This is a genomic window from Novosphingobium sp. (assembly GCF_027489515.1).
In the GTDB taxonomy this organism is placed as follows: domain Bacteria; phylum Pseudomonadota; class Alphaproteobacteria; order Sphingomonadales; family Sphingomonadaceae; genus Novosphingobium.
This window is the reverse complement of the sequence record NZ_JAIXZS010000103.1, coordinates 22,655-34,550: the sequence shown is the minus strand read 5'-3', so window position 1 is coordinate 34,550 and position 11,896 is coordinate 22,655. Positions and strand designations below refer to the sequence as shown.

The 11,896-nt window shown below is 64.2% G+C and carries 10 protein-coding genes; 3 read left to right on the top strand and 7 right to left on the bottom strand.

Annotated features, from left to right (window positions below):
- Positions 1 to 253: 253 nt before the first annotated feature.
- Complete coding sequence (locus Q0082_RS18220; RefSeq protein WP_298195033.1) at positions 254 to 1,273, top strand: sensor domain-containing diguanylate cyclase; 1,020 nt, start codon at positions 254 to 256, stop codon at positions 1,271 to 1,273.
- Positions 1,274 to 1,289: 16 nt separating this feature from the next.
- Here the strand turns inward: Q0082_RS18220 and Q0082_RS18215 are convergent, their stop codons facing one another.
- A complete protein-coding gene (locus tag Q0082_RS18215; protein WP_298195032.1) occupies positions 1,290 to 2,894 on the bottom strand; it encodes an NAD(P)/FAD-dependent oxidoreductase in 1,605 nt (534 codons plus the stop codon).
- Between the two features lie 159 nt (positions 2,895 to 3,053).
- The gene (locus tag Q0082_RS18210; protein WP_298195031.1) at positions 3,054 to 4,232 is read right to left on the bottom strand and encodes an aromatic ring-hydroxylating dioxygenase subunit alpha; all 1,179 of its coding nucleotides are present in this window, start codon (positions 4,230 to 4,232) and stop codon (positions 3,054 to 3,056) included.
- Positions 4,233 to 4,299: 67 nt separating this feature from the next.
- On the opposite strand from Q0082_RS18210, the gene Q0082_RS18205 reads away from it, so the two are divergent.
- Positions 4,300 to 4,893: a TetR family transcriptional regulator C-terminal domain-containing protein gene (locus Q0082_RS18205; RefSeq protein ID WP_298195030.1), complete on the top strand. Its 594-nt coding sequence runs from the start codon at positions 4,300 to 4,302 to the stop codon at positions 4,891 to 4,893.
- A 6-nt stretch (positions 4,894 to 4,899) separates the two neighbouring features.
- Here the strand turns inward: Q0082_RS18205 and Q0082_RS18200 are convergent, their stop codons facing one another.
- From Q0082_RS18200 to Q0082_RS18180, 5 genes are all read right to left on the bottom strand, one after another.
- Complete coding sequence (locus Q0082_RS18200; RefSeq protein ID WP_298195029.1) at positions 4,900 to 6,303, bottom strand: M20/M25/M40 family metallo-hydrolase; 1,404 nt, start codon at positions 6,301 to 6,303, stop codon at positions 4,900 to 4,902.
- Between the two features lie 188 nt (positions 6,304 to 6,491).
- Positions 6,492 to 7,358, bottom strand: a complete 867-nt coding sequence (locus Q0082_RS18195) for a p-hydroxycinnamoyl CoA hydratase/lyase (protein ID WP_298195028.1) — start codon at positions 7,356 to 7,358, stop codon at positions 6,492 to 6,494.
- A 505-nt stretch (positions 7,359 to 7,863) separates the two neighbouring features.
- A complete protein-coding gene (locus Q0082_RS18190) occupies positions 7,864 to 8,865 on the bottom strand; it encodes an NADPH:quinone oxidoreductase family protein (protein ID WP_298195027.1) in 1,002 nt (333 codons plus the stop codon).
- A 55-nt stretch (positions 8,866 to 8,920) separates the two neighbouring features.
- Positions 8,921 to 10,510: a flavin monoamine oxidase family protein gene (locus Q0082_RS18185; RefSeq protein ID WP_298195026.1), complete on the bottom strand. Its 1,590-nt coding sequence runs from the start codon at positions 10,508 to 10,510 to the stop codon at positions 8,921 to 8,923.
- Positions 10,511 to 10,535: 25 nt separating this feature from the next.
- Positions 10,536 to 10,979 carry a cytochrome c gene (locus Q0082_RS18180; RefSeq protein WP_298195025.1) on the bottom strand — a complete coding sequence of 148 codons (444 nt, stop codon included), beginning with the start codon at positions 10,977 to 10,979 and terminating at the stop codon, positions 10,536 to 10,538.
- A 201-nt stretch (positions 10,980 to 11,180) separates the two neighbouring features.
- Between Q0082_RS18180 and Q0082_RS18175 the strand changes: the two genes are divergently transcribed.
- Positions 11,181 to 11,681: a RidA family protein gene (locus Q0082_RS18175; protein ID WP_298195024.1), complete on the top strand. Its 501-nt coding sequence runs from the start codon at positions 11,181 to 11,183 to the stop codon at positions 11,679 to 11,681.
- The last annotated feature ends 215 nt before the right edge of the window (positions 11,682 to 11,896 follow it).

The window sequence follows — 11,896 nt, the reverse complement described above, 5'->3', positions numbered from 1 at the left end:
GGAACGGCTGGGGCACCCTTCGCAATGTGCCGAAACTGCAGAAGAAACCAGTCGCCAAGGTCATCGGCCGGATGTCTTGCCCGTCACGCGCTTCAATCATTCCTTAACTCTCGCTGTTTAGACCTTGATAACACTTTGGGGGCCAGAGGTTTGATATGTCGAAGTATCCGAAACCGCTGCCTCCCCCCTTGAATTGCCCCCTCCTCGCGGGCTGCCGCGCGGGGGCAATCAGCCCAAAGCGGGACTCGTAATCGTGGTCACCGCCCGCCCCAAAGTCGACACCGTGTACGACGAGGAGGCGCGGCTTCGCGCGCTTCAGCAGCTCGAGATCCTCGATTCAGATCCTGAATTGCCCTTTGAGACGATCGTCGATCTCGTGCGTGACGTGCTCAAGGTGCCGATCTGCGCGGTCTCCCTCATCGATCGGGACCGGCAGTGGTTCAAGGCGATGCGCGGTCTCGCCGTTTCGGAAACCGAGCGCAGCATTTCCTTCTGCACACATGCGATCCAGCAGGACACGCCGTTTATTGTGCAGGATGCAGCTCGCGATCCCCGCTTTGCGGAGAATCCACTGGTGACCGGGGAACCCGGCATCGGCAGCTATGCCGGGGCCCAGCTCAAGACCAAATCCGGATACAACATCGGCACCTTGTGCGCGATCGATCAGGGGCCGCGGGAGTTTTCCGGCGCGGAACTCAGCATTCTGACCAAGTTTGCCAGTCTCGTGATCGATGAAATCGAAATGCGCGAGATTGCGACGACCGATGTCCTCACCGGAGCGCTCAGCCGCCGTGCCTGGCTGCGCTGCGCCGAAAATGAAGTGCACCGAGCGCTGCGCACTAAGGCTCCGCTGGCCTTCCTCATGATCGATATCGATCACTTCAAGCAGATCAACGACCGCTTCGGCCATCCCGTGGGCGATGCGGTCATCAGGGAGGTTGCCAAGACCTGCGATTCCGAGGTGCGCCAGTCAGATTGGTTCGGCCGCTTTGGCGGTGAAGAATTCGTGGTGGCCATGCCGGGGACAAGCCTTGCCGATGCGGCCATGGTCGCGGAGCGGATCCGCGAAGCTGTCATGACCCTGCGGCTGGCTTGCCTCGGCGATCACACCTGCACGGTCAGCATCGGCGCGGCTGCCTACGAAGCGCTGGAGACCAACCCGGAACTGGCGCTAGACCGGGCCGATCAGGCGCTGCTGCGAGCGAAGCTGCTCGGCCGCAATCGCGTTCAAAGTACCCCCGCGCTGCCGGACATGGCGAGCGCGGCGGCCTGAACGAGGCGGAGCATACTCACCGGCTTCGGTGCAGCGCCTTCCACAGCGTGCCGCGATCACGGATGATTTCCGCCGCAGCGTTGTGGCCCGGTGCGCCTGTCACGCCGCCGCCAGGGTGGGTGCCCGAACCGCACATGTAGAGGCCCTTGATGGGCGAGCGATAATCACCGTGGCCGAGCACCGGTCGCGCGGCCCAGAGCTGATCGAGCCCCATGTTGCCGTGGAAGATATCGCCGCCGATGAGGCCGAACTTGCGCTCGAGATCGAGCGGCGAGTGGATCTGGCGCGCGATGACCGCGCTCTTGAAGTTAGGCGCGTGGTCGTTGACGGTATCGATGATGAGGTCCGCCACCTTCTCGCGGTGCTTGTCCCAATCGACCTTGGGATCGAACTGCTGACAGAACAGGCTGGCGACATGCTGGCCCGGAGGGGCGAGGCTGTCGTCGATGGTCGAGGGCAGCTTGATCTCGATGATCGGCTTCTTCGACCAGCCGCCTGTCTGCGCATCGATGAAGGCCTGGTCCATGTAGTCCATGCCCGGCGCGATGATGATGCCGGCGGTGTGGTGCTCGGCCTTTTCCTTGCCCGGCAGTACGGTGAAATCGGGGAGTTCGGACAGCGCGACGTTCATGCGGAACGTGCCCGAGCCGGTCTTGTAATTCTTGATGCGGCGGTTGAAGTCCGCGTCGAGATCACTTGAATCGACAAGTTGGCGATAGAGCAGCGCAGGGCCGACATTGGCGGCGATTGTTGGTGCGTAAAGCTCCTCGCCGCTTTCGAGCTTCACGCCCGTGGCCTTGCCGTTGTTGACGAGGACCTTGGAAACCGGCGCTTCGAGGCTGATCTCGACGCCGTACTCGGCACAGGCGCGCGCCATGGCCTGCGTGATCGCGCCCATGCCGCCGACCGAGTGGCCCCAGGCGCCGAACTTGCCGTTCACTTCGCCGAACACGTGGTGGAGCAGCACATAGGCCGAGCCGGGGGTGGAAACGCCCGCGTAGTTGCCGACGACGGCATCGAAGCCGAAGGCGGTCTTCACGTAATCGTGCTCGAACCAGCCATCGAGGAAATCGCGCGCCGACTTGGTGAAGATATCGAGCAGATCGCGCTGCACATCAAGGCCGAGGCCGGCAATGGGCCAGCCCTGCTGCGCAGCGGCCAGCAGCGAGCGCACCCCGCCACCGACGTTGGGCGGGCACTTGAGCGCGATATCGCGCAGCACCTGCGCGACCTTTTCGAGTGCGGCGTCGTAGTGCGGATAGGCCTCGGCGTCCTTCTTGTTGAAGCGCGCGAACTCGGCTTCGGTCCGGCCGGGGCCGCCTCCGAGCTTGAGATAGTCATTCTCGAAGGGGAAGAAATTGCTGATCGTGCGCTCGATGATGCGGAAGCCGCGCTCGTGCAGCTTCATGTCGGCGATCACCTTGGGGCGCAGCAGGCTGACGGTGTAGCTCGCGGTCGAGTTGCGGAAGCCGGGATGGAACTCTTCGGTCACACAGGCGCCGCCGACAATGTCGCGCCGCTCCAGCACGCGCACCTTCATACCGGCGCGGGCGAGATAGAAGGCGCAGGTGAGGCCATTGTGGCCGCCGCCGATGATGATCGCGTCGTAGCGGTTGGACATTGGATTTCTTCCCTTGAATTCGCTGTTCTGCTTTCTTGCTCTCTCCCCTTCAGGGGAGAGGTACGAAGGCTTGCGAGCTTGCTCGCTAGCCGAAGTTGAGAGGGGATCGGGGCGCTCGTTCCCCTCTCCCAACCCTCTCCCCTAAAGGGGCGAGGGCATCTATGCCTTGCTCCACCCCGCCGGCGGGGCCTTATGCAGCCTCGCCTCAGGAGTCAGCGCGCGGATCTTGCGGGCGAAGCTGCGCAGGCAGACTTCGCTTTTGCCAATCGGGCCAGCGCCATAGGTCTGGGAATTCATCCCCTGCTGCACGCGCTCGATCAGCCAGGTGTCTTCCTTGTTGACCACGCGATTGATGCGCCAGTTGGCATAGCGCACCAGCTTCATCGTCCGGCTGTCGTCGGGCAGCGCATAGGCCATTTCGCGCAGCAGGCAGGTGGTGGGGCTGATCGGCAGCCACTGCATGAAATCGATCTGGTCGGCATAGATATCGAAAGCGATGTTCGGCCAGAGCTTGAAGTAGAGCCAGCGGCGGCGGTTCTCCTCCGGAAGCTCCTCCACATGGGGCAGATGCGCCTGATAGAAGCGTTCCCAGAAATTGGCCGAAGGCTTGTCGACGAGATCGCCCTTCAAGCGGTCAACCCAATCGTCTGCGCTGATCTGGTAAGACTTGCCGAAAATGCGCGTGAGGCCGTCGTGCGCGACCGGGATGTGGAGGTTGTCCGAATAGTTGTCGCCAACATTCTTCCAGTTCACGTCACGCGGGCGCAGTCGCATCCTGCCCATCGGCTGCATGTCCTCGAACCGGTAGGGCGCGATCTCGGCCTCGTGCGGCGCCATCATCTCGCCGGGTGTGGGGAACACGCCGGGCTTGAGGCACACCCAAACAAAGCCGCGCCACACTTCAAGCGCGACGGGTGCGAGGCCGTTTTCCTCCAGCTTGAGAGCGGGATAGTCGGACTTCATGGGAACGCCGGTGAGGCGGCCGTCGGTTTCATAGACCCAGGCGTGATAGGGGCAGACCAGCTTCTTGGCACAGCCCGCGGTGCCCTCCACCAGCCGCATCGCGCGGTGTCGGCAGACATTGGCGAAGGCGCGGACTGCGCCATCATCGCCGCGCATCACGATCACGCTTTCGCCGATATAGTCGATCGTGCGCCAATCCCCCGCGTTCGGGATCTCGTTCACATGGCAGACGATCTGCCACGAAGGGCGGATGACCCGCTCCATTTCGAGCGCGTGGTATTCGGGATCGGTGTAGAGCCAGCCGGGGAGGCTCCAGTCCGCGTCAGGATCGTGCTCGCTGGCGGAGAGCGCCGCGATGGCAGACTGGTGGCCCATACCGAATCTCCAGGGGATCGAAAAAAGCTTGTTGGACGATCGTACAACAACGGGTAGGATGTGCAAGATGAAAGCGCCCGCATTTCGTAGGATCGAGCCCGATGCGCGCCGCCTCGCGCTGATCGAGGCGTGCGCGCGGGTGCTGGCGCGCGCGGGTGCCGCCGGCGTGAGCGTGCGCGCGATTGCGGTGGAGGCGGGCGTCTCGCCAGGCCTTGTCAGCCACTATTTCCCGGGAATCGAAGCGCTTGTCGCCGCGACTTACGCGCATGTCGAAGCGACGGTCGCCGAAACGCTCGACCGCGCAGTGGAGGCGGCAGGCCCCGAGCCGCGCGCGCGGCTCGATGCATTCGTGACGACGACGTTCGCGCCGACAATTGCCGACCCGCAGCTGCTCTCGACATGGATCGCATTCTGGAGCCTTGTCACCGCACGGCCCGCCATCGCCGCGCAGCACGACGAGCAATATGCCGGATCGCGCGCGCGGCTTGAGGCCCTGCTCGGCGCTTGCGGGATGCCCGAGAGCGAACGACGACGCGCGGCGATTGCCGTCAGCGCGCTGCTCGACGGGCTCTGGCTGGAGCTGTGCCTCTCGCCCGGCTGCTTCAGCGCGGAAGAAGCGGGCGCCATTGCGCGCCGCTTCCTCGATACGCTGATTTCGTAAGGCCTCTTACTTCGTCAGATCGGTGACCAGCGAGAGGTAGTAGGTCACGCCGGGGCGGATGTTTTCCAGTCGCACGCGCTCGTTGAGGCCATGCGAAAATTCCTCGCTGTCCTTGGTGAAGAGCGGGCTTGCGCCATAGGCAGGGATGCCCAGGCGGCGGAAATACATGCTGTCAGATGCACCGGAGCTCTGCGAAGGGATGACTGCGATGTCCTTGCCCCAGGCTTTGCGAATGGCCTTGGTCGAAGCGTCGACGAAGTCGGGCCGCATGGGCGAGGCCGGGGTTTCGAACGAACCTTCGGTGACATCGATGATCTTGACGACCGGGCTGTCGATCACCTTCGCGAGCTGGGCCATGATTTCGGCGAGGGTGTGGCCGGGGAAGATGCGGCAGTTGATGAAGGCTGCAGCGCGCTGCGGGAGAGCGTTGAGCGCGTGGCCCGCCTCGGCCATCGTCGGCACGCAGGTGGTGCCGACTTTCCCGACTGTGGCCGGATTGGCGCGCAAGACGGCAATCGCGGCTTCGTCGGCCGGATTGGCGGCAAAGGCACGCATTGCGGCGGCAATCTTCGGATCAGTTTCAAACGGCGCGGCCTGCGTGAAATAGGCCTTGGTCAACGGGTTCTGCTCGGCGGGGAACTTGTAGGCCCCAACCTTCACCAGCGCTTCGGCGAGCTGGACGATGGCGTTTTCCGGGCGCGGAGCGGAGCTGTGACCGCCGGGGTTGGTGACTTCGAGCTTGAAGTCGCCGTAAGTCTTTTCGGCCCCGTCCCACACCCAGTAGAGCGGCTTGCCGGTGGCTTCATCGAACTTGCCGCCGCCAGCATCGGCGTTGATCACGAGCTCGGCATTCTTGAGCTTTTCGGAGAGGAGTCCGGTGGTCTTCATCACCGTTTCCTCATCGCCCGAAAACTCGATCACGATGGTGCGGCGCGGCTTGAAGCCGGAGCGGCGCAGCTCGATCAGCGAGGCGAGCGCGGTGGCGCCGCCGAACTTCATGTCGGTCGCGCCGCGGCCATAGAGCACGCCGTCCTCGACCACCGGCGTGAAGGGATCGCGCTGCCAATCGGAGGGCTTGGCCTCGACCACGTCCATATGGCCCGAAATCACAAGCGGCTTGAGCTTGGGATCGGAGCCCTTCCAGGTGGCAATGATGTAGGCGGTGTCATCAACCGGGGTGATCTCGATATCCGCTTCGGCCCAGCCGCCTGCAATCAGCGCCTGCTTGTAGAGGTTGGCGACGTCGATCGTGCGGTTGTTCTCGCCGCGCACCGAGCGGATGGCGATAGACTTCTTGGCCAGATCAAGCACTTGCGCCTCGGCGACAGGGTAACCTGCAGGGGCGGCGGCGAGCGCCGGAAGCGGGGCAAGCGCGAGCACGGAGAAAGCGGTGATACGAAATGGGGACATGGCGTTACGGGACTCCTGATGTCCCTTGACGCTGGCGGGCTATGCTACGGCGCGCAAGATGTTTTCTTGAAAGTTGCGCCACGTGGAGCTTGGCCGCCTGCCCACTCCAAATCCCTCGCGCTCCGCAGGAGAGACTTAAACTCTATTCCCCTCCCGCTCTGCGGGAGGGGTCGGAGGCGGGCCTTCCCTCAGCCCTTGACCTTGCTCGTATCGAAGGTGCCAAGGCCCGGCTTGAAGCTCTTCTCGTCGAGGAACTGGCGGGTGGCTTCCTTGCGCGCTGCAGCCCCGCCAAAGCTGTGGAGCGCTTCCTGCGCGCGGATCTGGTATTCAAGGCCATTGTCGTAGGTCATGTCGACCATGCGGCGCATTGTCCACTTGGTGGCGCGCAGCGCGTGGGTGTCCTTCTTCTTGAGCACGTTGGCGATTTCCAACACCCGCTCGCGCAGCTTCTCGGCGGGCACGGCTTCGGTCACGAGGCCCTGCTCCTCCGCCTGCTTGCCGGTCAGGTTCTCACCCATCATCGCGTGGTACATCGCCTTGCGGAAGGGCATGAGCTCCTGCGCGACCTTGGAGGCGCCGCCGCCGGGGAGGATGCCCCAGTTGATCTCGGAAAGGCCGAACTGCGCGTCCTCGCTGGCGATGGCGATATCGCAGCCGAACAGCGGCCCATACCCGCCGCCGAAGCACCAGCCGTTGATCATCGCGATCGTCGGCTTTTCATACCAGCGCAGCCGCTCGAACCAGCCGTAGCTTTCGCGCTGCGACTTGCGCACGGCGCCGAGGCCCTGCGCCTCGGTCTCGCGGAAGTATTCCTTGAGGTCCATGCCGGCGGTCCAGGCCTCGCCCTCGCCAGTAAGCACAAGGACCTTCACGTCCTCGCGGAATTCCAGCTCCTCCAGCACGGCCTTCATGCGGCGGTTAAGCTTGGGGCTCATGCAATTGCGCTTCTCCGGCCGGTTGAAGGCGACCCACGCGATGCCATCCTCAACGCAGAAGGCGACGGTGTCTTCCTCGGCGCGGTCAGGCTTGGGGGCAATCGGGGTCTGGTCGGTCACGGCGTGTCCTCTCGGGTGAAACTCGGCTTTTGGGTTATGTTATATAACACTTCGCGAGTCGGCGCAACGTTATGCCCAAGGCCTTGGCGCGGGGTGAAACGAGCGCCCCGATACGGTTTCACCCGTAACGGACGCGAAACCTGCACCAAAGGACAGGATGGGGTCGGCTCTCCCTGTGAACGATCACTGCATACGAATGCAGCAATTGATAATAATGCAAAATTGTCCGCCTGAAATCGCGTGAATCGGCTGTTTTCGGCACCAAAATTGCAATTATTGCAACTGCTACCCCATGTTTCGCACTTGCGAAGACTCGGGGTGGGGCGCACTAAGAACACGCCTTTCAGGCATCCTCTCCCAAACTTTCAAAGGGCCATCCGGCAACGGGTGGCCCCTTTTTTTGGTCTGGTTCCAGAGGGCACGCGAGCCGCGCGTAATCCGATCTTCCAACAGTCCCGCCCCAACCTTCGCCATTCCCGCGCGCGAATGACCTGGTGGTTAGAGATCAAGCATTCGGCAGGATCACTGTCCGCCCGATGACCCGGCGTTCGCGCATCGCGAGGTAGGCCTCGCGCCAATGGTCGAGCGGCACGGCGGAGTGGACATGCGGGCGAATGCGACCCTCCTCGGCCAGCTTCAGAATCGCGGCCATGTCCTCGCGCCCGCGCTCAGGAAAGCGGCGGCCATATTCGCCCGCGCGCACGCCGACGACGGAGAAGCCCTTGATGAGCGGAATGTTGGTGCGCACTTCGGCGATGCGTCCGCTGGCGAAGCCCACGACCAGCAGGCGCCCGCCGAACGCGGTGTAGCGGCAGGCCTCGTCGAACACGTCGCCGCCGACGGGATCGTAGACAAGGTCCGCACCGCGCCCGCCGGTCAGTTCGAGGATCTGCTCACGCAGGCCGGTTGGGCCGGCAAGCACATGATCGGGCCTGTAGAGGCGCTGCACGGCCTCACGCTTTTCGGCGCTGGAGGCCACCGCGATGACCATGAGCCCAAGCGCCTTGCCGAGATCGACGGCAGCAAGCCCAACCCCGCCCGCAGCACCGTGGACCACCAGCGTCTCGCCCGGCTCGGCCCGGCCGATGCGCGCGATCGCGGTGTAGGCGGTGATATAGGCCGCGCGCAGCGAGGCACCTTCGGCGAAGGACAGGCCCTGCGGCAGCGGCGTGAGCGCGGCATCGGCAAAGACGCCGTACTGCACCACGGCGCCAGTGAGCGTTGCGACAATGACCTTGTCGCCCGCCTGCCAGCGGCTCCCCTCCCCCGTCGCTACAACTTCACCGGCGGCTTCCATGCCAGGCACGAAGGGCAGCGGGGGCTTCGCCTGATAGAGCCCCTCGGTCATCAGCAGATCGGGAAAGCCGAGCGAGGCGGCCTCGATCCGGACCAGCGCCTGCCCCGGTCCGGCTTGCGGCACCGGACGTTGTGCCAGGCCAACGCCGGCAAGATCGGGGGCCAGCGCGGACACTTCAAGGACGCGCATAACGGAGGGCAGCGTGGTCATTGGCGGTTCTTCTCCCGCCGCAGTCGATGCCTCAGCCGCTCCGCTCCGTCCAGTCCTACGCCGCGATCGCCCGCTGATGCAGGCGAGTGATCGCATCGAGCGAGGAGAGCAGCGCCCCTTCCTGCCAGCAGCCGTAGTAGGAGCAGTGCTCGCCCGCGAGAACAATGCGGCCATCCATCGAAACAAGGTCCTGATAGTGCGCCGCGCGGCTTTCCTCGCTCCAGGTGGCGCAGCAACCGAGGATCCACGGCATGCGGCTCCACGCGAGCGAGACGCCGCTGCGGAACTCGGACTTGTAGTGCTTGGGATGAAACACCGAACCTTGATCGAGCGCGGCCTGAATCCGCCTTTCCGGCGTCATCCCGGCAAGGATGTAGGCCCCCACCCCAAAGGGATAGGCCCCCAGCAGCACCGCCGGGCGATCGCTGAAGGCCCCGTGGCTGGGATAACTGACAAGCCCGATGGCCTGATCCGTGAACGAGCTGCCACCGTAGATCGCGTCCTCGGTTTCCCAGAAGCGGCGGTTCATCTCGAGCCCGATCTTGACCGAGTTGCCATAGGGCAGCGCCTTGATCGCGGCCTTTTTGGCAGGCGAGACCTCCACGTCGATCTGGCCCAGCACCGTGGCGGGGATGGTGCAGACCATCCAGTCTGCGCGCGTTTCGCCCGCTGCGCCGGTCTTGGCATCGGCCCATGAGGCGGTGACGCCCTTCTCGTCCTGCGCGATCTTGGTAACGCGGGTCCCGAAGCGGATCAGCTTGCCCACGCGCGCCTGAAACGCCTTGCCGATGTGGTCCATGCCGCCCTTGGGCTGGAACATCGAGGGCTGCATGACGTGCTCTGAAAAGAAGCCGAGGACATCCCAGATCTTGCTGTCCAGCGTGTCGCTCAGGCTGAAGGGGTCATTGGGTATCGGCTCGCCATTGACGCCGCCGCCCGGCGGCCGCTCCCAGCCGCGCTGTTCGCCCAGCTTCTCGCTCTTCACATAGGCCATGTTCTTGTCGAGCACGCCCCAGCTGCGCATGGCCTCGAGCAGCTTGGCCTTGTCCTCCTTGGTTACGGCCTGATCCAGCGCACCGGCATTGAGCGCCTTGCCGAGGAGTTCGGAAACATGGCCCTTCCAGTCGGTCACGACATCCCGGTAGCGCTGCGGCTTGCCTCCGAAAGCCGCCTTGCGATGGACGAAGGCATTGGTGTTGTTCTGGACATAGGGTTCGAGCTGGACGCCCAGTTCCTTGCAGTAATGCAGCACGGTGCGGTGGTGGTGCGGGATGCGCCAGGGGCCAGGGTTGAGGTAGTTGCCCGGCGCGAAGCCGACCTTCTGGACGGAGCCGAGCTCGGTGACGCTGTCACCGCCGCGCAGGGTCATGTTGCGGCCGCCCGCGCGGTTCTGGGTTTCAAGGATCTGGACCTTGTAGCCCGCCTTGGTCAGCTCGTAGGCCGCGAGCATCCCGGCAAGGCCCGCGCCGAGCACCAGGACCGAAGCGCCGGGCTTCGTGCCGGAAAGCCCAGGCGGCCCGGTGAACTGCGATTCCGCCGCGTGGCCCATCACCGTCATCGCCTGATAGAGCGCCGCGCCGCCGCCAACCTTGCCGATCATGGTGAGGAGATCGCGGCGCGTGGTCGGCAAGATGGAATCGGTCATGCGGGGCACCTTGGCTGGCAGGTAATCAGTGGCCGCAGTTGCAATCGGGCACCGGCGGATTGGCGGTGGTGATGCGGTCGAGATCGGCGACCGTCACCTCGTCGTGGTAGTCGTTGAAGTGCCCGCGCACATAGTTGAGCACCGCGGCAATCTGCGGGCGGGTGAGCATGTCCGAGAACCACGGCATGCCGCCTCGGCCCTTCAAGAGTATGATGCTGGGATAATCCTTGTCCGCAAGGCGCGGATTGCCCGCGAGGGCCGGGATCATCGCGCCGGCCTGCCCTCCGCCTTTGGCATCAGCCATGTGGCAGGCCTGGCAGATCTGCTCGTAGAGTTCCTTGCCTTCGCCCGAGGTTTCGACCGCTGAGGCGCCGCCCCGGTCCTGCGCAAGGCCCGGCGCGCCGGAGGCGAGCGCAGCAGCGAGCGCAACAGCACCCGCGAAAAGAGACGTCTGGCTGTATCCCGGCAAGGTTGTGGGTCCACTCCTGCTACCGTCGGTTCTGCGCCAAGCTATGCTGCATTGCAGCGCCGTCAATGCAAAATGTTGCCGGAGGGGCTCGCGGCGCCCCTGACCATTGGGGCATTGTGCGCCTTTTGCGCCTGCGAATTCTCGCCTATGCTTGAACCGATATGGCCGCCTGCTGCGGCCGTCACCGAAGGGGAACCACCGATGCGCTTCACGCTTATCCCTGCGCTGGCCTTGGCCGCGCTTGCTTTCGCCCAGCCTGCCGCTGCGCAGGTGACTCGCGTGCAGAGCAACCCGCAGGCGCTGATTCTCGACGGGGCTGATGTGAAGGCGGGGACGGACCTGTTCTACCTTTCAGGCCAGCTCGCCTCACCTGTCGATCCCGCCAAGAGCTTTGCCGAGGTGAAATCGATCGAGGACCTGGGCGATACGAAGACGCAGACGATCAGCGCACTCGCGAAGATCAAGACGATCCTCGAGGCGCGCGGCTATGCCATGTCGGACGTGATCAAGCTGACGTTATTCGTGGTGGCCGATCCCAAGCTCGGCAAAATGGACTTCGCCGGGGTGAACGAAGGCTTCAAGCAGTTCTTCAAGACCGCCGAGAACCCCAACACCGTGGCCCGTTCGACCTTTCAGGTCTCGGCGCTGGCGGGCCCCTATTTCCTGATCGAGATCGAGGCCATCGCCGCAAAGAAGCGCTGAGGGTTCCAGCGCGGAGGAGCGGTTATGGAGGATTGCAAACGTATTCCTTTGGACTCCTGTCCCGGTTCGGTCTCTTAGGCTGTGTGTGGTGACTTGCCGCCGGTGTGCTGCCTCGCTTAGTCTGCGAGGCGACACCGGGGAGAGGCCGGACACCATCGCAGCGCGATCATGGCGAGGGCCGCCGCAGAAGCCCGTGCCATGCTGCGTCTGCCTAG